This window comes from Nocardia sp. AB354 (assembly GCF_049538315.1).
Classification (GTDB): domain Bacteria; phylum Actinomycetota; class Actinomycetes; order Mycobacteriales; family Mycobacteriaceae; genus Nocardia; species Nocardia nova.
On record NZ_JBMVFU010000044.1, the window covers coordinates 1 to 22,036 of the forward strand.

At 65.4% G+C, this 22,036-nt stretch carries 16 protein-coding genes and 2 pseudogenes; 5 read left to right on the top strand and 13 right to left on the bottom strand.

The window, feature by feature from the left end:
• Positions 1-166: 166 nt before the first annotated feature.
• Positions 167-385: pseudogene (locus tag ACPCUW_RS34380) on the bottom strand (aldehyde dehydrogenase family protein); the annotation flags it as partial.
• A 46-nt stretch (positions 386-431) separates the two neighbouring features.
• On the opposite strand from ACPCUW_RS34380, the gene ACPCUW_RS34385 reads away from it, so the two are divergent.
• Together ACPCUW_RS34385 and acs are read left to right on the top strand one after the other, a co-directional pair.
• Entirely contained in the window at positions 432-722 is a 291-nt protein-coding gene (locus ACPCUW_RS34385) for a creatininase family protein (protein ID WP_423429535.1), read from the top strand.
• 860 nt (positions 723-1,582) lie between these two features.
• Positions 1,583-3,514, top strand: a complete 1,932-nt coding sequence (gene acs, locus ACPCUW_RS34390) for an acetate--CoA ligase (RefSeq protein ID WP_423429537.1) — start codon at positions 1,583-1,585, stop codon at positions 3,512-3,514.
• Between the two features lie 159 nt (positions 3,515-3,673).
• Here the strand turns inward: acs and ACPCUW_RS34395 are convergent.
• The 12 genes and pseudogenes from ACPCUW_RS34395 to katG all read right to left on the bottom strand — a co-directional run.
• Positions 3,674-3,993 (bottom strand): annotated as a pseudogene (locus ACPCUW_RS34395) (NAD(P)/FAD-dependent oxidoreductase); the annotation flags it as partial.
• A gap of 254 nt (positions 3,994-4,247) precedes the next feature.
• Entirely contained in the window at positions 4,248-5,618 is a 1,371-nt protein-coding gene (locus ACPCUW_RS34400) for an FAD-binding oxidoreductase (protein WP_423429539.1), read from the bottom strand.
• Positions 5,619-5,623: 5 nt separating this feature from the next.
• Complete coding sequence (locus ACPCUW_RS34405) at positions 5,624-5,965, bottom strand: putative quinol monooxygenase (protein WP_423429540.1); 342 nt, start codon at positions 5,963-5,965, stop codon at positions 5,624-5,626.
• Between the two features lie 122 nt (positions 5,966-6,087).
• Complete coding sequence (gene groL / locus ACPCUW_RS34410) at positions 6,088-7,737, bottom strand: chaperonin GroEL (RefSeq protein WP_423429542.1); 1,650 nt, start codon at positions 7,735-7,737, stop codon at positions 6,088-6,090.
• Between the two features lie 42 nt (positions 7,738-7,779).
• Complete coding sequence (locus ACPCUW_RS34415) at positions 7,780-8,805, bottom strand: NAD(P)-dependent alcohol dehydrogenase (protein ID WP_423429544.1); 1,026 nt, start codon at positions 8,803-8,805, stop codon at positions 7,780-7,782.
• Positions 8,802-9,545 (bottom strand): iron-sulfur cluster assembly protein, encoded by a 744-nt coding sequence (locus ACPCUW_RS34420; protein ID WP_423429545.1) that lies wholly within the window; start codon positions 9,543-9,545, stop codon positions 8,802-8,804. Before ACPCUW_RS34420 ends, ACPCUW_RS34415 begins: the two co-directional genes overlap by 4 nt.
• Positions 9,542-10,570, bottom strand: coding sequence for an amidohydrolase family protein (locus ACPCUW_RS34425; RefSeq protein WP_423429547.1), 1,029 nt, complete (start codon positions 10,568-10,570; stop codon positions 9,542-9,544). Before ACPCUW_RS34425 ends, ACPCUW_RS34420 begins: the two co-directional genes overlap by 4 nt.
• A gap of 162 nt (positions 10,571-10,732) precedes the next feature.
• Positions 10,733-11,074: a propane 2-monooxygenase effector subunit MimD gene (mimD, locus tag ACPCUW_RS34430; RefSeq protein WP_396931387.1), complete on the bottom strand. Its 342-nt coding sequence runs from the start codon at positions 11,072-11,074 to the stop codon at positions 10,733-10,735.
• On the bottom strand, positions 11,071-12,177 hold the full coding sequence (locus ACPCUW_RS34435; RefSeq protein ID WP_423429549.1) for an aromatic/alkene monooxygenase hydroxylase subunit beta: 1,107 nt from the start codon (positions 12,175-12,177) through the stop codon (positions 11,071-11,073). The genes mimD and ACPCUW_RS34435 overlap by 4 nt, the downstream gene beginning before the upstream one ends.
• Before the next feature lie 48 nt (positions 12,178-12,225).
• Positions 12,226-13,269: a 2Fe-2S iron-sulfur cluster-binding protein gene (locus ACPCUW_RS34440; RefSeq protein ID WP_423429550.1), complete on the bottom strand. Its 1,044-nt coding sequence runs from the start codon at positions 13,267-13,269 to the stop codon at positions 12,226-12,228.
• An 84-nt stretch (positions 13,270-13,353) separates the two neighbouring features.
• A complete protein-coding gene (locus ACPCUW_RS34445) occupies positions 13,354-14,988 on the bottom strand; it encodes a methane monooxygenase (protein WP_423429552.1) in 1,635 nt (544 codons plus the stop codon).
• Between the two features lie 193 nt (positions 14,989-15,181).
• The gene (katG, locus tag ACPCUW_RS34450; protein ID WP_423429553.1) at positions 15,182-17,416 is read right to left on the bottom strand and encodes a catalase/peroxidase HPI; all 2,235 of its coding nucleotides are present in this window, start codon (positions 17,414-17,416) and stop codon (positions 15,182-15,184) included.
• Between the two features lie 225 nt (positions 17,417-17,641).
• Between katG and ACPCUW_RS34455 the strand changes: the two genes are divergently transcribed.
• From ACPCUW_RS34455 to ACPCUW_RS34465, 3 genes are all read left to right on the top strand, one after another.
• Complete coding sequence (locus tag ACPCUW_RS34455; RefSeq protein WP_423429555.1) at positions 17,642-19,405, top strand: sigma-54-dependent Fis family transcriptional regulator; 1,764 nt, start codon at positions 17,642-17,644, stop codon at positions 19,403-19,405.
• Between the two features lie 323 nt (positions 19,406-19,728).
• Positions 19,729-20,928 (top strand): PucR family transcriptional regulator, encoded by a 1,200-nt coding sequence (locus ACPCUW_RS34460; RefSeq protein ID WP_423429557.1) that lies wholly within the window; start codon positions 19,729-19,731, stop codon positions 20,926-20,928.
• 173 nt (positions 20,929-21,101) lie between these two features.
• Positions 21,102-22,036 (top strand): dihydrolipoyl dehydrogenase family protein (locus tag ACPCUW_RS34465; RefSeq protein WP_423429559.1); only part of this gene is annotated, 935 nt, incomplete at its 3' end.

The following is a 22,036-nucleotide window of genomic DNA, read 5'->3' on the forward strand; positions in this document are numbered from 1 at the left end:
AAATTGGGCTGGTCGGACCCAGGCGCCGAGTCCTTCGTGCCGCCGCGCGCAGGATTCTCGCTGAGCGCGAGCGAAATGCAGCCTTGCCAGCCGGTGATCGCCGGCACTGGCACCGCTTTGTGGCGCCCCGCATCGATCGGGCGCCGACCGAAAGCGCTCGGTCTCGGAAGCCGAGTTTGTTGGGTGTGTAGCTGACGAGCAGGTTTTTGGTCTGCTGGTAGTGGTTCAGCAGTATGTAATGGTTTCGCGTCCGATGCCGGATTTCTGTAGCCGCCGAAGGTCGCGTGGGCGGGTTAGGCGTGGTACAGGTGGTCCATACCCGGCCGACCTTGATGCCGCGGCCCAGGCGGTAGGGACTGCCCATGGGCACCGACACCACCATCGCCGTCGAACTCTGCCGCCGACTCGCCCACGCCCGCCCCGACATCGTCGTGGCACCACCGATCCCCTACGGGTCCAGCGGCGAACACACCGGCTTCCCCGGCACACTGTCCATCGGCCACCAAGCCCTGCAACTGCTCCTCATCGAATTGATCCGCTCCGCAGACGAATTCGCCGGCATCATGATCGTCAACGGCCACGGCGGCAACCTCCAACCACTCCGCACCGTCCAGCAACAACTCACCACCGGTGGCGCGGCGCAGATGCGAGACATCGGCCTCGAGGGTGCTGGATACGCCGGCGGTCGCCGTAGATCGCGTAGTGCAAACGTTCGGGGGTGAAGCCGCCGGGTTCGAGGGCGAGCAAGGTGAGGATCTCGATCTGCCTGGGGCGCAGGCGAATGGAGTGCCGTCGCGGGTGGCGCGTGCGGCGCCGAGACAGCTCAGCCGCAGGCCGGTCGCGGGTGGGGCGAGGGTGCGCAGACGATTCTCGATCGCGGTCACCAGCGATTGCACGGTCGCCATCGCCAGCGGATGGGTGCGATCCCAGGTCGAGGACAGATCCAGGGAACCGATCCGGCGGCCGTCGGCGCCGTGCACCGGTGCGCAGTAGCAGACCCAGCCGTGCAGCGCGGCCACCAGATGTTCGGCGGAGAACACGCGGTGGGGCCGCCCGGTGCGTAGAGCCAGCGACAGCGCGTTGGTGCCCATATGTGTCTCGTCCCAGCGACCGCCGGGTGCGAAGTTCACGCGCTCGGCGCGGCGGCGCATCACCGGTCCGCCGCACGACCACAGAATCGTTCCGGCGTCGTCGGTCACGGCGGCGACGAAGCCCGCGTCCTCGGCGATATCGCGCAATTGCTCCGCCAATTCGGTCACCGGCCGATACAGCGGCGAGTCGAGCCAGCGCGCACCGATATCGGTGTCGCTGCCGGGTGCGCTGTCGCGACCCGGGTCGACCGATCCCAGTGAGCGCCGCCACGATCGGCTCACCTCGGCACGGACGGTGCTGTCACACACCGTCTTCGACGCCGAAGCCGCGTCCGCTCCGCCGCGAACCCAGCGCACCCACTCGGATTCTAGCGCGGCTCGCCGCCGAACCAGGATGCTGCTGTCGTTCATCGTCTGCTTCTCCACCCTTCCGCCACCGACCCCGCGGTCGCGTCAACCAGTTGCCAACCCGGTCGCACCACACTGCCGCCATGGACGACTTGACCACCGGGAATCCGGATCTCTCGACGCGCCGGAACGAGTACTCCGGAGCGGAACTGTACGGACAGGCCGCCGCCGATCGCGACGGTTTCTGGGCACGGCAGGCCGAGCATTTGCAGTGGGACACCCGCTGGCACACCGTGCTGGAACGCCCCGCACCCCATCGCGCCCGCTGGTTCGCCGGCGGCCGGCTCAACGTCGCCTACAACTGCGTGGACCGCCACGTCGACGCCGGGTACGGCGACAAGGTCGCCATTCACTGGGTCGGGGAACCCGGCGACACCCGCGACCTCACCTACGCCGAACTGCAGCGCGCGGTGCACCGCGCGGCGAATGGCTTGGCGCGCTTGGGTTTGCGGGCCGGTGACCGCGTCGCGATCCAGCTGCCGATGATTCCGGAGGCCATCGTGACGATGCTGGCCTGCGCCCGGCTGGGCCTGGTGCACAGCGTCGTGTTCGCCGGGTTCTCCCCCGCCGCCCTGCGCGCCCGGGTCGACGACGCCGGCGCGCGCGTGGTCGTCACCGCCGACGGTCAGTACCGGCGTGGCGCGGCCGTGCCCATGAAGGAGCGGGTCGACGAGGCGTTGGCCGGCGCGGCCACCGTGGAGAAGGTGGTCGTCGTCCGCCGCGTCGGCGACGACCTCGCCGGTGAGCTGCCCTGGACCGAAGGCCGCGACATCTGGTGGGACGAGGTGCTGGCCGGAGTCCCGGATCGGCACGAATACACCGCGTTCGACGCCGAACATCCGCTGTTCATCCTCTACACCTCGGGCACCACCGGGAAACCCAAGGGCATCCTGCACACCACGGGCGGCTACCTGACCCAGGCCGCCTACACCCATCGCCTCGTCTTCGATCACGATCCGGGCCGCGACGTGTACTGGTGCACCGCCGATATCGGCTGGATCACCGGGCACACCTATCTGGTGTACGGGCCGCTGGCCAACCGCGCCACCCAGGTGGTCTACGAGGGCACCCCGAACACCCCGCACGAGGGACGGCACTGGGAGATCGTGCAGCGCTACCGCGTCACCATCTACTACACCGCGCCGACGCTGATCCGCACATTCATGAAGTGGGGCAACGACATTCCCGCCCGCTACAACCTGTCGAGCCTGCGGGTGCTGGGCAGCGTGGGCGAACCGATCAATCCCGAGGCGTGGGCCTGGTACCGCGAACACATCGGCGCTGGGCGGGCACCGATCGTCGACACCTGGTGGCAGACCGAGACCGGCGCGGCGATGATCGCTCCGCTGCCCGGTACCCGCCAGCCCAAACCCGGTGCGGCACAGCAACCCTTGCCCGGAATCTCGGCGAAGGTGGTCGACGACGCGGGCAACGACGTCGCGCCGGGTGAATCCGGTTATCTCGTGCTCGATCAACCGTGGCCGGGCATGGTGCGCGGCGTGTGGGGCGACGAGGAACGCTTCCGCAGCACCTACTGGGAGCGCTTCGCCGACCGCGGCTACTACTTCGCCGGCGACGGCGCCCGCTACGACACCGACGGCGACATCTGGATCCTCGGACGCACCGACGACGTCATGAACGTCTCTGGTCATCGGCTCTCGACCGCCGAGATCGAATCGGCGCTGGTCTCGCATCCGGCGGTGGCCGAGGCGGCCGTCGTCGGGGCCACCGATGCGGTGACCGGGCAGCGCATCGTCGCCTTCGTCGTCACTCGCGACGGCAGCGTGGATATCGCCTCCGAGGAACTGCGCGGCCACGTCGCCACCGAGATCGGCCCGATCGCCGCGCCGAAGCACATTCTGCTCGTGCCCGAACTTCCGAAGACCCGCTCCGGCAAGATCATGCGCCGCATTCTGCGCGACATCGCCGACGGACGCGATATCGGTGAAACCACCACCCTGGCCGATCCCACTGTGGTGGAGCAGATTTCGCGACAGCTCAGCCCGTCGAACTGAGCCGCGCATCGACTCGACCCCGCCGCACAGGTCCTGTGCGGCGGGGTCGCTCGTCGCGGGGAAATCGGACATCATCGGCCGTCACCTCACGAAAATTCGGTGCTTCATCGACTTCTCGGGCCGGGTCGCTCGTGTCGAACGACCCGGCCCGCCAACCCCTCAGCTCAGGTGGTGCACTTCCTGCAGCCCGTACACGGGCGTGGGGATCTGTTCGTAGCGCGCCTCGAGCTGCAACGCCAGATACAGCGAATAGTGGCGCGACTGTTGCCGCCGTGGAACCACAGGCCGTCCTGCTGGGTGGGCTTCCACATATTGCGGAGTTCACCCTCGAACGGGCCCGGATCCTTGGTGGTGCCCGACCCGTAACCCCAGCATTTGCCCACCTTGTCGGCCACCTCCTGGCCGATCAGATCCGCGGCCCAGCCGTTCATCGAGCCGTATCCGGTGGCGTAGACCACCAGATCCGCCGGCAGTTCGGTAGGATAAGCGCGTGGCACGCGGGACAGCCTTTCGGTAGGGCTGTCAGTTAGCAACCGGAGTTGGAACCCAACCCGTGGGGCAGGTCACACTGTCACCTGATCGTGCAGCAGCCCCCGGGTGCCTGGTCTGCGGCAGTGTGTCCCCCTGCGCGATGACCGCATTCCATACCTTCGGCGTGTTACAGCACCCGCAGCCTTCCTTGCCCAGCACCCCCGCCCCGCGATCACATGGTCCGGCGATCGGACGAGCCCGGTCATATCGCACGCCCCGGATTCAAAATCCCTTTCGGATCGAAGGCGCGCTTGATCTGCCGCATCAATTCCAGCTCCACCGCGCCGACCATCGGTTCGAGATACCGGCGCTTGAGTTCGCCGACTCCGTGCTCGCCCGTTATCGAACCGCCCAGCGCCAGACAGCGGTTCATCATATCGTCGAAGGCGCTGTAGGCCCTGGCGGTCGCGTCCGGATCCGTGGCGTCGAACACGATGGTCGGATGCAGGTTGCCGTCGGCGGCGTGACCGAACGTACCGATCAGAAGGCGATAACGCTCCGCGATCCACGCAATCGCATCGATCATCTCCGGGAGCCGCGTTACCGGTACGGCGAGATCGTCCAACAGGGTGCTGCCGTGACGCTGCAGCGCGGGCAGGGCAGCCCTCCGGGCCTCCATCAGCGCATCGCCCTCGGCGGAGTCGGTGGTCAGGTGAACCTCCCGGGCGCCGGCCCCACGGCATGCTCGTTCACTGTGTTCGGCCTCGACCTCGGCGGCCGGGCCGTCACACCGAATCAGCAACAGCGCGCCGGCGGTGTCGTCGATTCCCATGCGAGTCATCGCGTTGACAGCCACGATGGTCGAGTTGTCCATCAACTCCACCACGCCCGGCTCCGCAACGGCCCGGATCGCCACCACCGCCGCGACGGCGTCGACGACCGAGGAGAACACCGAGACGACCGTGGCCGAATGCACCGGTTTGGGTCGCAACCTCATCGTGGCCTCGACGATCACCGCCAGGGTGCCCTCGGATCCGACCAGGAGCTGCGTCAGGTTGAGTCCTGCCACATTCTTGCTGGTAACCGCTCCGGTGTGGATGACCCGGCCGTCGGGCAGGACCGCTTTGATTCGTGCGACATGATCGGCGGTAACGCCGTACTTCGCACAGCAGGCGCCACCGGCGTTCGTGGCCAGGTTGCCTCCGATGGTGCAGGACGCGCGGCTTCCCGGATCGGGGACGTACCACAGGCCCAGCTTTTCCGCGGCCGCCGCCAGATCGCCGTTCAGCACCCCCGGCTCGACCGTGACCAAGCGCGCCTGCTCGTCGATATGCAATATTCGATCGAACCGCTCGGTGCTCAAAACGATGCTGCCGTCGAGTGCGTTACTGCCTCCGGCCAATCCGGTGCCTGCCCCGCGGGTGACCACCGGAACCCCGTAGCGGTTGGCCGTAGTCAGCGTGGCGACCACATGATCGGTCGTGCGCGCACGCACGATGGCGATCGGCTCTCCCGCGCGCGAGAGCAACGAGTGGTCGCGCAGGTAGCCGATCATCGTCTGCCGGTCGGTCACCACAGCGTCGCCCAGCAACGCTGTCAATTCCGCCATCGGGCCGGTCAACGTTCCGGTCATTCGTGCTACCCGTTCTCGGATGGTTCCGCGATTTCCAGCTCGCCCATTCGGGACCAATCGGTGTCGGGAATCTGCATGTGCAGAATGCGCGGCGTCTCACGCAACGCAGGACGCATCGCCTCCAGTCCCTTGCGGAAATGACTGGAATCGACATGCTCCGATCCTGCTTGCTCGTCTCGGAATGCTTCGACCAGAACGAACTCGGACGGGTCGTCCACATTTCGATGCCATTCGAACCACAGGTTTCCCGGCTCAGCTCGAGTGGCCTCGGTGAATTCCTCCGTGACGAACAGCCAATTGTCGATATTTCTCGGCTTGACGTTGAACTTCACCACTATGAAAATCATGGACAGTCCTTCCTTCCGGCCGGAAGTACCGGCCGGACGAGAGATAAGGGATGTTGCCGGCTCTGTTTCCGGTCACCACCTCGATGTCCGACGGCGAGGTGGTGACCGGTCGTCACCGGCGCTCAGTAGATGTTGGAAGGGCGAACCATGCCTTCGGCGAGGTCGCCGAACCCTGGCGCCACGATGGCGCCCGGGTTGTAGAGCGTCTCCTCCACGATCGCGGTCTCGGTGGTAATGAGAAGTGCCGCAATCGAAGCCGCGCTTTCCAAGGCGGCGCGGGTGACCTTGAACGGATCGATCACGCCGTCGTCGAACATATCTCCGTAGGTTCCCGTCAACGCGTTGAAGCCGTGCCCGATCGGCAGTCCGGCAACGACCTCGGCGATCTCGTCACCGTCGAAACCGGCATTGATCGCGATCCACCGCAGCGGTTCGGCCAGCGCGCGGCCGACGACGTCGCGGCCGATCGCCTCATCGGCGGGCAGATCGAGATCGGCCAGGACGCGATGCGACTGCGCGAGCGCGGTGCCGCCGCCGGCGACGATGCCCGCCTCGACGGCGGCGCGAGTGGCCGCGAGGGCATCCTCGACTCGGAGCATCCGTTCCTTGAGTTCGACACTCGTGGCACCGCCGACCCGGATGACGGCGACGCGCCCGGTGAGGCGGGCGATTCGCAGTTCGAGGCTCTCTCTGTCGGCATCGATCTTGGCTCGCTCGAGCTGGGCCTCGAGCTGGGCGATCCGGGCATGCAGCCGGCTGCTGTCACCGTGGGCGCCGACAATCGTCGTCTCGTTCTCGGTAACGGTGATGCGATCGCAGGAACCGAGGTGTTCGGCCGTGATCTCGGACAGTTCGATGCCGGTGTCCTTGGCGACGACGTGCCCACCCAGGGCAACGGCCAGATCCTCGAGCTCGGCGACGCGCCGATGACCGAAGCCGGGCGCGCGAACCACCACCGATTGCATCGTCTTGTGCATATTCCCGCCGACGAGCAGTTGGAGCGCGGGACCGTCGACCTCCTCGGCCAGCACGACGAGCGGTCGATCGGCCCGCTTGGCCACCTCGATGCTCGGCATGATGTCTTGCACCTGGGTGATCTTCTTATTGGTCAGCAGAATCAGCGGATCGATGTGCACCGCCTCCATCCGCTCCGGGTCGGTGACCATATACCCGGAGGTGTAGCCGTGGTCGAATTCGATGCCGTCGACGATGTCCACCGACAGACCGAGTCCGTCGCTTTCCACCGTCGTGACGACGCCGGACCGCCCGACATAGTCGACGGCCTGTGCGATGACCTGGCCGATCGCCTCGTCGTCACTGGCGGCGAGCGCCGCGATCCGTTGCAGATCACTCAGGCCGTCGACTTCGGCAACCTGACTGTGCAGCGAGTCCACGACCGCGGCCACCGCACGCTCGATGCCGCGACGCACCCGCATCGGATTGGCTCCGGAGTCAACGGCCTGGAGGCCCTCGCGGACCATCGCCTGGGCCAGCACGGTCGCTGTTGTCGTTCCATCCCCCACGGTGCCGTTGGTCTTCATCGCGACTTCTTTGACCAGTTGCGCGCCCATATTGGCAAACGGGTCGCGCAGCTGTATCTCACGCGCGATGGTGACGCCGTCGTTGGTGATCGTCGGCGGTCCGGTGAGCTTCTCGAGTACCGCGTTGCGGCCCTTGGGGCCCAGGGTCACTTTGACCGCGTCCGCGAGGGCGTTGACACCGCTCTCGAGCCGCGACCGGGCGTCCTTGTTGTAGCGCAGCTCCTTGGCCATGGCTGATCTTCCTTTCCTGATTTCCGCGAGCGAAGGGCCGCCCTACGGGACGAGAATCGCCCGGCCTCGTACGCGTCCGGCGTCGAGATCGTCGAGTGCCTGCTGAAAGCTCTCGAGCGGGTAGGTGGTGGTGTGCAACGTGACCTTGCCCTGAGCGGCGAGGGTCATCAGCTCCTGCAGATCGTTGTAGGAGCCCACGAGATTTCCGATGAAGTTGATCTCGGTCGAGATCACGTCGATGGTCGGGACATCGATGTTCTCGCCGTAGCCGACCACGTAGTAGTTCCCGGCGCGGCGCAGCATCGCGATGCCCTCCGCGGTGGTGCCGCCCTCACCGACGAAGTCGACCACCGCCTCGGCACCGTGTCCGCCGGTGAGATCGAGTACCTGCCGCATCTGGGTGCCGTCGGCGACGATGCCTCGATCGGCGCCGATCCTGACCGCCAGGTCGACCGCCTCGGGATTGCGATCCACGACGACGACGGTGACCGCGGAAATCGCCTTCAGCACTTGGATTCCGATGTGACCGAGACCGCCGGCGCCGATCACCACGCACACATCGCCCGGGCGGGTGGACTTCGCCACCTTGGCGACGGCGTGATAGGCGGTCAGACCCGCATCGGCGAGGGCGGCGACGTCGGCGGGCTCGAGCGAGTCGTCGATTCGGACGACACTGCGGGCGGTGGTGTGCAGGTACTCCGCATAGCCGCCGTCGACGTCGATCCCGGGGAATTTGCTGTTCTCGCAGTGCACGTCGTCGCCGAAGCGGCATGCGCGGCAGAGCCCGCAGGTGATCAACGGGTGCAGGATGACCTTGTCGCCCACGGCGACATTGGTGACGGCATCGCCGATCGCGTGCACCCATCCGGCGTTCTCGTGACCGATCGTGTACGGCAGCCGGACTCCGCTCTTCTCCTCCCACTGTCCTTCGAGGATGTGCAGATCGGTGCGGCATACGCCGGCGCCGCCGATGCGCACGATCACATCGAGCGGCCCCTGGATGCTCGGTTCGGGGACTTCGGTGAGTTGCAGCTTGGTGTGGTATCCCACCACCTGCACGGCTTTCATCGCGGGCTCCTTGTTCTCAGGTCTTCGATTCGCGGTGTAGTGCCGACCAATTCGCTGTCGGCGTAGCGGGTCGCGAGCAGTCCGCGGCAGAAGTGGGCGTTGCCCTCGATCGAGATGCGCACGGATTTCGCGAATCTGAGCCGCCTCGGCACGTCGTCGGGCGGAATGCGGCGACCGTGCTCGTCGACCACCACCCGGCCGGCCGGACAGATGCTCAGTCCGATGCGTGTCCGGCGGCGCAGCAGCGCGGCCTTGTCCCGTCCCGGCGCCAGGTCGGCGAGGGTGAGGCGGTGAATCTCGTTGAGGCTCAGCCCGGTTCGCTTCATATGCGCCTCCACGCACCGTTCCATCGCAGCCGCGTGCGCTTTCACCAGAAACGTCCTGCGCAGTTCGTACAAGCTGTCTTCGGCCTCCGCGCCGAAGGTGCCGACATAGCCGGCGTCGGCGGCCAAGCCCGCGTTGATCTTGTCGCTGTCGTGATGGTCGTCCAGCATCACCCGCACCTCGCCGACGCCCTCGACCATCCGGAGGGCGTCGAGGGCATCGGCCGCCATCAGGTAGGCGAAGTTGGGTGAGCAGAACGCGGTGGGAAGGCGGAGATGAACGGTGACACCACTGTCATCGATGGTGAGCGAGCGAACGAACCCCAGATCGGTGATGGGTTCGTCGAGCTCCGGGTCGACGACGGTCGACAGCGCGTCGAGCAGATCCCGTTCGGTGCAGGCCACGGCGGTGGTCACGACAACACGCTCTCCGGCTCACGCAGTCCCGGCTCGGGGTGCTGCAGGCTCAGCTCGGCCGGCACGTCGATGTCGTACAAGGTGGCGGCGTTGAGACCGAGGATCTTCTTTTTCTGCTCGACCGTGATCGGCGGGTAGTCGGTCTGCATGTCCTCGGGGATCTGGAAGTCCACGAATTGCTCGATCAGCCACTTGGGAGTCCACAGGGCGTAGTCGCTGCCGAACAGGATCTTGTCCTCCTTGATCCAATACAGCAGCTCACCGATGATCTGGGCGAAGTAGCGGGGGCGGGTGTGGATGAAAGGCAGCGCCACCGCGAGTCCGCCGTAGACATTGGATTCCTGAGTGCCGATCCAGCAGAAGTCCTCGAGCCGCGGCAGGCCGACGTGCTCGACGACGAAGTTGAGCTCGAGGTAGTCGGTGGCCACCTTGTCGACATCGGACACGTCGAACGCGTCGCGGTCGAGCGGCCGGATGGTGGGCCCCTTGTGAACGTGAATGTTCTTGATACCCAACGTGATGCACTCTTCGAGGTAGCGGCGCGACCAGCGGTCGTCGAGTTTGTATCCGCGGGAATCGCCGTACCACTCGGCGGTGTAGAGCTTGACGCCCTGCAAATTCATCCGCTCGGCGTCACGACGCAGCTGTTCAAGTCCGGCTTCGCCGTAGCGCGGGTCGTAGGCGTGGTTGTAGGTCAGTTTCCCGGGATGCTTGGCGACCAGCCCGAGTGCTTCCTCGGTCTGCCCGAATCCGTTGCGGTAGAAGTCGCTGAGCAGCGTGGCCTGGAAAATCGCGTGGTCGACGTATCCCTCGCCGAAAATGTCGCGCTCGAAGCGTTCGGTGCCGTAGTAGGTGTAGGTGTCGTAGTCCCACACGGCCTCCGCAGGACTGAGATTCTTGTGATAGTCGTAGAAGCAGTCGATGAACTCCCTGCCGTGCACGTTCTTGTGATTGGACTCGCGGCCGTCCCAGATATGGACGTGACCATCGACGATGAAGTACTTGTCGCCGTTCTTCTCATACATGGCGGATGCTCCGGTTTCTTCTGTTGATCCACTGCTGGTGAGCGCTGGTCGGTCACCGGCTGATGGTGGCCCGGTGTGCCGATGCTGCGCGTGATGGTCGCCGGCGCCGCCGGGGACGGCCGACGGCGCCGGTAAGGATCCGGGGCTGATACCCCGGTGCCGCTACTGCACGGTGAGGTCGAAGCCGATGTACTCGGCGGCGTCCTCCGGACTGGCGAACAGCAGGGTCTTGTCGTCGAGGTGAACCATCCGTCCGTAGTGGGTGGAGCTGATCTCCTCGAAGATCGAACCGTCGAATTCCTCGCCGAGCGCTTCGCTTAGTTCGGCGTAGTCGAAGTCCAGCAACCGCTGACCGTCGACCCGGATCATCGACGGGTACTCGGTGAGTTCCACACCGTCCTTGGCGCCCATCACTTCGGCGACGACGCGGCCGACGGGGGTGTTCATCAGCGTGACGCCGCACATGTTGGAGAACTCGGTGGACGATCCGAATTGCATGCTCACTTCTTCAACTCCTTGGGGACGTCGAGGTCGATTTCCTCGAGCAGGGAACAGAACTTGGCGATGGCGGCGTCCATGCTGGTGGCGAAGGTGACCGCCTGCTGAGCCGGCTGGGACCAGATCGGTTGCAACGCCCGCGCGGCGTCGAGGCAGCGCGGAACCCAGGTGTCGAGCCAAGTGCTGAACAGCTCCTTGTTCGCGGCGCCGTATTCCGGATCGCGGGTGAGCAGACGGAAAAGGTTGCGGGTGTAGGCGAGATCGCGGTCGTAGTCGTGCTCGCCGGTGCCGACGATGGTCGGGGTGATGTAGTCGCCGTTGCCCGCGGCGATCTGCATGACCAGCTCACTGCGGAACAGGGTGCCGACCAGTTGCTCGAAAACGATGTTGGAGCCGAACAGCAGCTCACACCAGTCCGGCACCGCGGTCAGCCGCTCGACGACCTCGCGGGTGGGCTGCCATTCGGGCGCGGACTGCCACACCTGCTTGTGCAGCGAGCCGTCGAAGTCGACTCCCGCCTCGGACAGGTCCAGGTTGAACAGCGCCAGGTCCTGAGCGAAACGCAGCTTGTGCGCGGCGTTCACCGCCACCGCGGTGTTGATCATGTTCGTCGGGCAGGATCGCTGGATCGAGGTGAACACGTGCAGGGCGAGCCCGTTCTCGGCATGCATCCAGGCGCCCAGGTTGCGACTGACGAACGTCAGCCACGGGGTGTTCCAGGCGTCGTAGACGCGGGCGCGCTTGGCGTTCGACAGGCACAACTCCACCTGGTGGACCACCTTGGAGTTGTTGCGGTAGATCGTCTGGTCCCATTCCTCGTTGGGGTCGAGGAACGCGTGCCAGTTCGTCGATTGCGCGGCCGTCCACTCCTTCGGATAGCCACCGGGACCGTCGCCGAAGCCGTAGATCCAGCCCTGCGAGAGGTGGCGCTCGGGGTCCGGCTGCACGTCGACGGTGACGTCCTCGTACATCGTCGACCGCTTCTTGGCCGGCGTGTAGTAGGTGAAGGTGCGACTGCGGGAGCTCGGAAACTCCAGTGCGCCGGCCTCGGCATCGGTGAATTCGATCGTGGGAAAGCTGCGCTGCTTGGTCCCTGTGCTTGTCGTCATCTCTTTCTCAGTTCTTGTCGATGTGGGGTGCTGTCGGTTCCTGCGGGACTAGTCGAAGGCAGGGCTGGTGAACTTGTCGTAGAAGATCTGGTCGTGCGGGGTACCGCCGGCAGCGAGCAGTTCCAGCGCCGCGTCGACCATCGGCGGCGGCCCGCACAGATAGACCTCGGTCCGGCTCAGATCTGCCTCACGCCGGCCGACCACGTCGGTGACGTTGCCCTGTTCGACCTCGATGGAGCACACGGGTTGCGGATCCATCGATTCCGACAGGCAGGCGACGAAGACGAAGTCGGTCAGGGTGCTGCCGAGTCCGAGAATTTCCTCGAGGTCAAACAGGTCCTCGGGCGTGCGGGCGCCGTAGTAGAAGTGCACCGGCCGGCTGTTGCCCGTCTCGTTCATGTGCCGCAGCAACGACAGCAGCGGCGCCATGCCCGCGCCGCCGCCGATGAAAACCAGCGGCAGGACGTGCCCGTCCTTGATCGTGAACGACCCGTACGGTCCGGTCAGCACGATCTCGTCGTCCACACCGATCCCGTCGTCGAGCAGACCGGCGAACTTGCCGCCGGGATACTTCTTGATCAGGAATTCGACATGATCGGTCTCCGAGGCGGTGGTGGCCATGGAGAACGAGCGGTGTTCGTCGGTTCCGGGGATGTGCAGGTCCGAGTACTGACCGGGTTTGAACTCGTATTCGGACGGTTCCACCGCTCGTAGCCGCAGCGACACGATGTCCCTGGTCTTCGGCTCGATCGCGACAACTCGGGTGCGCACATTCTGGATGGGCACCCCACTGAGCAATTCGTCCTCGTCGAAGTTCAGTAGTTCGATCGTGCAGTCGCTGTATGCCGTTGAGCGGCAGAGCAATACGTGTCCCTCGTCGACCTCCGCGTCGTTGCAGGCGAAGGTCGAATAGTCGTCCATCTGGATGTCGCCGTCGAGGACGAACGACTTGCAGGCCGAGCACCGCCCCTCACGGCATCCGTGCATCAGATGGATTCCCTGCCGGAACGCGGCGTCGAGAATGTACTCGTCTTCACCGACTTCCATCTCGATGTCGACGGGCTCGAAGTTGATACGGTGTTTGTCGGCCACGGGGTGTCTCCTGGGCTCGTAAACGAATGGTGAGGCCGGTGGGTGGCGTCGGACAGCGGCCGGCGGCACCCACCGAGCCCGGAATCAGGCGGAAACGGCGCTACCGGCCCGATACGCCGCGACGTGCGCCTCGCGTTCAGCGTCGGACATCTCGTTCAGCAACACATTCGGACTCTGGAAGGTGTTGCCTCGCACGTCGTCGAGGGTCCACAGCTTCTTCGGGTCGTCCAGGTCGAGGTGCGGCTGACCGACGAGGGTCTTACCGTCGTCGCGCACGTAGCCCAGATCGGAGACGATGTCGGCCAGATCCTTGCCGTGGTGCAAGGTCTCCCACTCCCGGAAACCGGTGAGCCGCCCCATATTGGGGGTCGGACGACCGTCGTACTCGCCGCGGAAGGCGACCGCGTCGGTCCAGTAGCAGGTTTCCGAGCAGTAGGTCCGCCACTGGTCGTCCACCTTCTCCACGACCATGTCCTCACGGATGAGGGCGGGCACCATGCAGGTCCAGCAGCGATGCGGATACTGGTAGCCGACCTCCTCGAACGCGATCGGCTTGTTGCGGCCGGGGTAGGCCAGGCGGTTGTACTCTTCCCACCACTTGCCGTACTTCGAGTACCAGCCCGGGTACTTGTGCTCGAACCACTCGAAGTCCTTGTCGGTCATGGCATCGATGCGCCAGTAGTTGACCGGCCAGCCGGTGGCGAAGAATCGGGCTACCTCGTGGACGTAGCCCTTGTCGACGATGCGCTTCCACGCCTCCTCGACCAGGTCGTGCGGAATCGTCAGGCCGTACTTCTCGAGCGGGATCAGGTAGCTGCGGTAGTAGTCGTCGTAGATCCAGCGCCGCCACATCTCGGCGTAGCTCTCGCGATCCTTGCGGCGGTCCTTGGTGCCGTACTCGATGAAGGTGCCGATAGCGGCATCGACCACGCAGTGGTTGTTCCACCAGGCGTAGCGCAGATCCCGCTCGAGCAGCGGGCGGTTGCGTTCGTCGGCCAGCGCCATCAACAGGATGGAATAGCCGTTGGAGATGTGGCGCGATTCGTCGGACTGCACCGAGTGGAACACCGTCGGCAGCAAGTAGTCGCCGTTGGCGGCGGCCTCGTCGGGCATGGCGACGAAAAGCGTGTTGGTGAAAGCGGTTTCGGCGACGACGGTCAAGTAGATGTTGGCCGCGGTGATCGCGTCGCCGGTGATGAAGCCTTCCCCGAACTGGCGGCCGATAGTGCCCGCGTAGTTGTTCGCGAACGCCTTCTCGGTCATATCGAACCCGGCGGGGTCGATGTAGTTGTTCATATACAGCTTCTTGAGGTTCATCTGGATCGTCGAGTGCCGAACCTCGTCGATCATCTGCACCGCGAGACCGTTGTGGATCTCCGGATTCGGCACCGCGTCGATCGCCATCGGCATGGCGCGCGCGGCCGAGATCTCGGGGAACGGAATGATCGACAGGAACAGCTTCTGCCATTCCAGCCACCGCTGCTGTACCTGGCGGAACATGTTGCCGCGGATCGCGCCGTCCATCGCACCGTAGACGCGGTTGTCCTTCTCCTCCTCCATGGGGAAGTAGGACCGCATGATCTGCTTGAGGGGATCCTTCTTCGGAGCCTTTTCGAAGGTGTAATCGGTGCCGAAGCGCGTCGCCGGGGTTGCGAAGGTCGGTTCCCACGACAACTCCGTGATCTTCGCGTGGGCCTTCGTCAGGCTTTGCCTACTCAATGTTCGCCTCCTGGGTCACAACAGCCGGCCGGTATGCCGGCAGTCGGGAACGTTGCGAAATCCATTGCAGCCGAGAATGTCCGGCCGGAGCGTCTCAGTCTGAGACGAGGGTCACAGCAAGCCCTCGGCCCCGGAAACGCAGCTGTCCGGTGCCGCGAGACCCGCTCGCGGCACCGGACAGTGAGAATGGGGATCAGGCCAGGTCGAAACGATCCAAGTTCATCACCTTGACCCACGCGGCGACGAAGTCCTCGACGAACTTGCGTTCGTTGTCGTCCTGCGCATACACCTCCACGAGCGCACGCAACTGCGAGTTCGAACCGAACACCAGATCGACACGGCTGGCGGTCCACACCGTCTTTCCGGTCGAGCGATCGTTCCCGGTGTAGATGCCCTCCTCCGTCGTGGACGGACTCCAAACAGTGCCCATATCAAGCAGATTCACGAAGAAGTCGTTGCTCAGCGCACCCGGGGTGTCCGTGAACACACCGTGGCGGGTCCCGGTGTAGGTGGCACCCAATACCCGCAGACCACCGAGCAGAACGACCAGCTCCGGGGTCGTCAGGGTCAAGAGGTTGGCTCGGTCCACCAACTGGAATTCGGCCGGCAGGCGGCTGCCCTTGCCGACATAGTTGCGGAAGCCGTCGGCGGTCGGCTCGAGCGCGGCGAACGACTCCACGTCGGTCTGGTCCTGCGTAGCGTCGGTCCGTCCCGGCACGAACGGAACCTCGATATGGAACCCGGCGTTCTCCGCCGCCCGCTCGACACCGGCGCATCCGGCGAGCACAATCATATCCGCGAAGGAAACCGCCACTCTCCCAGTCTGTTCGGCGTTGAACTCCTCTTGAATGCCCTCGAGTACGGCGATCACCCGGGCCAGCTCGTCGGGCTCGTTGACCTCCCAGCCGACCTGAGGCTGCAGGCGGATCCGACCACCGTTGGCCCCGCCGCGCTTGTCACTACCCCGGAACGACGACGCTGCCGCCCACGCCGTCTTGACCAGCTGCGCGACGCTCAACCCGGAGGCGAGCACACGGCTCTTCAGCTCGGCGATACCGGCGGCGTCGATCACGTCGTGGTCCGGAGCGGGGATCGGGTCCTGCCACAGCTGCGGCGCGCTAGGCACCTGCGGACCCAGGTGACAGATGAGAGGGCCCATATCGCGGTGGGTGAGTTTGTACCACGCCTTGGCGAACTCGTCGGCCAACTCCTGCGGGTTCTGCAGCCAACGACGCGTGATCTGTTCGTAGCTCCGGTCGAATCGCAAGGCCAGATCGGTGGTGAGCATGACCGGGGCGTGCGTTCTATCGCGCACATGCGCATCGGGAACCGTGCCCGCCCCCGCTCCCGCCTTCGGAATCCATTGCTTGGCCCCCGCCGGCGACGTGCTCAGTTCCCACTCGTAGCCATACAGGGTCTCCAGGAAGGAGTTGTCCCATGTCGTCGGGGTCGGTGTCCAGGCGCCCTCCAATCCACTGGTGATGGCGTCCTGGCCGACACCGGCGCCGAAGGACGAACGCCACCCGAGGCCCTGCTCTTCGATCGGTGCCGCCTCCGGCTCGGGACCGACGTTGCCGGCCGGGCCCGCGCCGTGGGTCTTACCGAAGGTGTGACCGCCGACGATCAGCGCGGCGGTCTCGACGTCGTTCATGGCCATCCGCCGGAAGGTCTCGCGAATGTCGTCGGCGGCCAGCAGCGGATCCGGATTGCCGTTGGGCCCTTCGGGATTGACGTAGATCAAGCCCATCTGTACCGCGGCGAGCGGGCTTTCCAGCTCTCGTTCACCGGAATAGCGCTCATCGGCGAGCCACGTCTGCTCCGGTCCCCAATAGACGTCTTCCTCCGGCTCCCACCGATCCACACGACCGCCTCCGAAGCCGACCGTCCGCAGGCCCATATCCTCGAGAGCCACATTGCCGGCGTAGACGATCAGGTCGGCCCACGACAGCTTGTTGCCGTACTTCTGTTTCACCGGCCACAACAGTCGTCGCGCCTTGTCCAGGTTCGCGTTGTCGGGCCAGCTGTTCAACGGCGCGAACCGCTGCATTCCGGCACCGGCACCGCCGCGTCCGTCGTGAATGCGATATGTGCCGGCCGCATGCCAGGCCATCCGGACGAAGAACGGGCCGTAGTGACCGTAGTCGGCGGGCCACCACTCCTGCGACGTGTGCATGACCTCGACGATGTCCGCCTTCACCGCGGACAGATCGAGCAACCGGAACTCCGCACCGTAGTCGTAGTCGCAGTCGAACGGGCTGATCTCAGCCGGGTTCTTCTGCAGGATCTTCAGATTGACCTGGTTGGGCCACCACGCACGGTTATTGCCGCCGCCCTCGACCGGGTGTGTGAGGCGACCGGATACGACGGGGCAGCCGGCTACTGCGGGTTCGGTATTGGCCTCGCCGATGGGCGGGTGTTCCTCAGGCACAGCTCTTCCTTTCGGACATGGGTAGGTCGGGTGCCGATCCGGGCACCAACCGGGATCGTTCGAAGCGCCGGTGACGGCGGAGGCACATCCATCGCCCCGGGATCACCGCGCCCCGACCAAGAGATGTTGAGGTGGGCCGACCAACCTCGACGTCTCAAAATGAGATCTGCCTCACACTCGAGCCGGGTAGCGTATGGTACGCGGACTCGAAGATGAGGTAGATCGATGGTGAGCGACGAAGACACCAGCACTCGGCTGTTGCTGGCACGGGATCAGTTCCTGAACTCCGGATCTGTCGACGACGTACTCGTTTCGGGCACTGTGCGAAATTCCTGGCAACGTTCCCGCGAGCTTCGGGTACACCCCGATCGCGTGGAGTTGCCATTCGTTCGGGAACCGGATCTCGAGTCCCCGCTTGTCACGGCGGCCGGCCCGGTGATCCACCGACTGGCCGACGATCTGGCCACCCAGGCGATCAGTGTCATTCTGAGCTCCGCGGACGGATTGATTCTGGATCGCGTCGCCGCCGATGCACGAATGCGTCGTACCCTCGACGCGGTTCAGCTGGCTTCCGGGTACAGCTACGCCGAGAAGTTCGTGGGCACCAACGGGATCGGCACGGCCGTCGAGACCGGGCGGCCGACGTTCATCCGCGGCGGCGAGCATTACCTCGGGGCACTCGGCCAACTCGCTTGTGCCGGCGCGCCGATCCGCGATCCACTGTCGGGGCGCGTGGTCGGGATACTCGACCTCACCTGCTGGGCGCGCCACTCCGATTCGGTGCTGGTCGCACTCGCGAAGAGCGCGGGCTCACAGATCGAGGACCGACTGCGCGTACAGGCCACCGAGAGCGAAGCCGCCTTGATGGAGGCATATGTGCGACAGTGCCGCCGCTACCCGGGCGGCGTGCTGGCGGTCGGTGACGACGTGATGCTGATGAACCGTTACCTGCGTCAATCACTCGACGCACTGGATCAGCATGCCATTCTCGAGCACGCCACCGACCTTCAGCGTTCCCTGTCGCACACTGTCGGGGCGGTTCTGCCCAGCGGGCACTCCGCCAAACTCACCATTGCCGACCGGATCAACTCGTGCAACGGCCGGGCGGACATCGTGGCTCACGTCGCGCTGACCGACAGCACGCCGAACAGATCCACACTCGTCACTCGCAGGCCCACGATTCCAGGGCTGGCCGGGCGCAGCAGTTCATGGCAGCGCAGCTGCCGACAGGTCGAGCGCTGCTGCGCCGACCGTAGTTGGGTGGTTCTCGACGGAGAGCCAGGCTCGGGCCGCGCCAAACTCGCGGAAATGGTCGCCCGTCACGTCCGCCCCGGCCGCGCGGTCCGGCTGCTGAGTATCGACGGAGATCACAGGGGCGAGGACCTTCTGAACATCCTCGAATCCCATGTCGCCAACGACGACTTCGATATCGTCCTCACCGACATCGACGAGTTGCCCCGCGACGTCATCGGACCGATGTCCAGCATTCTGCAATCGTGTGCCGGGCGCGGCTGGATTGCCGCGACGATCTGTTCGTCGACCCAGTCGCCCGATGTGGAAGCCCAGCTGCTTCCGCTGTTCATGCACACCGTTCCCGTTCCCGCGCTTCGCCACCGGATCGAAGATCTCGATGAGCTGGTGCCGCATTTGCTTCGCGAGCTCACCAAAGGGCCCGATGTGGAGCTCTCTCCGGCCGCGCACCGTCAGCTGACGAAACTGCCCTGGCCCGGCAATGTCGCGCAGCTCCGGCAGGTTCTCGTCGATACCTTGGCGCGGCAACGCTCGGGAATCATTGCGGCCGACAAGCTTCCGCCCGAATGTCATTCACTCACCCGCCGTACCCTCACGGCCATGGAAGCCCTCGAACGCGACGCCATTATCCGAAGCCTTCTCGATCACAACGGCGACAAACAAGCGGCCGCAGCCGATCTCGGCATCTCTCGCGCCACCATGTACCGCAAGATCCGGCAATTCAGCATCGCTGGATAGTGCACGCGAAACCGACTCCAGCAGCGACAACGACGGCGCCGCACTATGCCATCATCACCACTCCTGCCCGCGCCGCCACGACCGGCCTGCGGCCCATTGCCCGGATGCTCGGTGGGGCAGCCACCGGCGTAGCACCGCGCCCCCATCACAGATCGGGTTGATCGACGCCGAGTTGCCTCTACACCACGTAGGCGGCAACCACGTCATCAGTGCAGCGGATGGCCGATCAGTCGACCGTGCTGAGCAAGATCATGCTCATGTTGCATCGACTGACGGTTGCGCAGGCGAGTGGCGAGCTGCGTCGCAGGACGTAGTGTGGCGGTGTGGCGGCAGCGGAAGGGTTCGGGCGAGGGACGACCTCAGCGGGGCCGCCCGCGACGTGTCGCGGTGATATCGCCGATCTGGCCGAGCGGTTGATGACGGCGATATTCACCGACAACCCGGAGTGGACCGACTATTCCGCCGTGACGCGCCAGGATCTGTATGACGGCTGCCGTCGATTTCTGACTCGGGTGCTGGACTTACTCGATTCGCACGGGGCCGGCGCCGATCACGACGATGTCGCGGCGGCGATTGGGAAGCAGCGCGCCGAACAGGGCGTGCCGCTCGAGGCCATGTTGCGTACATTCCGACTGGGTGGCCGCATCATTTGGGAGGCCTTGCTGGACCGGGCTGGAGCGATATCGTCCGGCGAATTCCGGGAAACGGGTACGGCGATGTGGGCTGTGATCGATGGAATGTCGTCGGCGTTGGTCACGTCGTATCGCGGCGCAGAGCTCGATCGGGTACGGCGCGACGAGCGACGACGGCATGCCTTGATCGAAGATGTGCTCTCCGGGCGCGGACGCGAGGCACCGTTCGCCGCACACGCCGCACGCGAGTTGAATCTTCCGGTCAGCGGACACTACCTCGTCGTCGTTGTTGCCGGCGACCCGCATCCGCTGCGGTTGGGCACCGAGACCGCGCTGACAGCCAAGGGAATTCGCTCGATCTGGCATGATCGCGGCGATTCCACCGTCGGCATCGTCGCCCTCGAACAACACTCTCCGCAGCAGGTGAGCGATGCATTGCGGCCATTGGTTCGCGGGCGCGGCGGCCTGTCTCCCACCGTCGCGGGACTGGCCGAAATCGACGTGGCCCACGGGCTCGCCGCACTGGCGCTCGACACCGTGACAACAGACGCCGAGGGCGTCCTCACCTCTCTCGACACGCGCTATCCGGAAGCGCTGTTGCTGCGATCGCCCGATCTGGCGCGATTGCTGGTGAACAGATCACTGGGGCCCATCCTTGCGCTGCCGTCGAAAGAGCGGGACCTCCTGCTGCAGACGCTGACGGTTTGGCTGGCCCAGCACTGCTCGGCCGCCCATGCCGCGCCACTGCTGCACTGCCATCGCAATACCGTGATCAACCGGATCCAACGGGCCGCGACGCTGCTCGGGCACCCACTGGAGGGGTCCCGCCACCACCTCGAACTGTCTCTCGCACTCACCGCGTACGCACTGCTCGAGCACCCTTCCGACTGAGGAGCGGGGCAGCCGGGCGGGCCGGGAATTGGGCGCAGCGCCCAATTTCAGACCTCGAGTCCTAGGCTTGCTGAGAATTGTCCAGGCTCGCCGCACCGACAAGACTCCAAACCTGATGGCCCGCACCACGACCGGATCCGGGTCACGTGAATCCAGAACGAGGAGCACCACAAGTGCCGGAATTCGATCTCTTGATCGTCGGCGGCGGGCCGGGTGGCTACGTCGCGGCAATTCGCGCCGCCCAGCGGGGCCTGAGTGTCGGTTTGGTGGAAAAGGAACGCCCGGGCGGAGTATGCCTGAACTGGGGTTGTATCCCCACCAAGGCCATGCTGCGCTCAGCCGAGATCTACAACATACTCACCGCCGCAGCAGATTTCGGAATCCGCGCCGACAACCTACGGTTCGATTTCGCCGCCGTCCGGCAGCGGAAGGACGACATCGTCAAGGAACTGACCGACGGCGTGGCCGGTTTGCTGAAGGCCAACGGCGTCACCGTTATCGAAGGGCATGCGCGCTTCACCAGCCCAACCACCGTCGAGGTATTCGAACCAGGGCCCTCACCGGTCTTCACTGGCGGGCCACGCTATGCGGCCGCCCCTTCCGACACCTCTAGGCGCACGCTGACGGCCGCCGACGTGATCGTCGCTACCGGCTCGATGCCCGCCCTACTACCTGTTCCGGGCGCCGACCTGCCCGGTGTGATCACCTCCGACGGCGCGTTCGGATTGACCGAGATACCCGACCGGCTGGTCGTCATCGGCGGCAGCGCGGTCGGAGCCGAATGGGCCAGTCTGTTCGCCGCCGTCGGCACCGCGGTAACCGTGGTGGAGATGCAGGATCGTCTGGTTCCCTTGGAGGACAGGGAAATCGGCGTCGCATTAGGGCGCTCGTTTACCCGGCGCGGCATCACCGTTCTGACCGGCTCGACGGTCACCGGCATCACGCAGAGCGGCGCCGAGCTGGCCGTCGACGTCGGCGGAGAAACGACCCGGGCTGTCGCCACCGACGCCGTGCTCATCGCCGTGGGTCGCCGCCCGAACACCGCCCACCTCGATCTCGACCGAGCCGGAATCGTCACCGACGCACGGGGTTTCATCACCGTCGACGA

Bases quoted from the DNA above. Each gene is read 5' to 3' on its own strand.
- ACPCUW_RS34435 (WP_423429549.1), bottom strand. From the start codon at position 12,177: ATGACGACAAGCACAGGGACCAAGCAGCGCAGCTTTCCCACGATCGAA.
- ACPCUW_RS34415 (WP_423429544.1), bottom strand. From the start codon at position 8,805: ATGAAAGCCGTGCAGGTGGTGGGATACCACACCAAGCTGCAACTCACC.
- ACPCUW_RS34425 (WP_423429547.1), bottom strand. From the start codon at position 10,570: ATGTATGAGAAGAACGGCGACAAGTACTTCATCGTCGATGGTCACGTC.
- ACPCUW_RS34455 (WP_423429555.1), top strand. From the start codon at position 17,642: ATGGTGAGCGACGAAGACACCAGCACTCGGCTGTTGCTGGCACGGGAT.
- ACPCUW_RS34400 (WP_423429539.1), bottom strand. From the start codon at position 5,618: ATGACCGGAACGTTGACCGGCCCGATGGCGGAATTGACAGCGTTGCTG.
- ACPCUW_RS34405 (WP_423429540.1), bottom strand. From the start codon at position 5,965: ATGATTTTCATAGTGGTGAAGTTCAACGTCAAGCCGAGAAATATCGAC.
- acs (WP_423429537.1), top strand. From the start codon at position 1,583: ATGGACGACTTGACCACCGGGAATCCGGATCTCTCGACGCGCCGGAAC.
- groL (WP_423429542.1), bottom strand. From the start codon at position 7,737: ATGGCCAAGGAGCTGCGCTACAACAAGGACGCCCGGTCGCGGCTCGAG.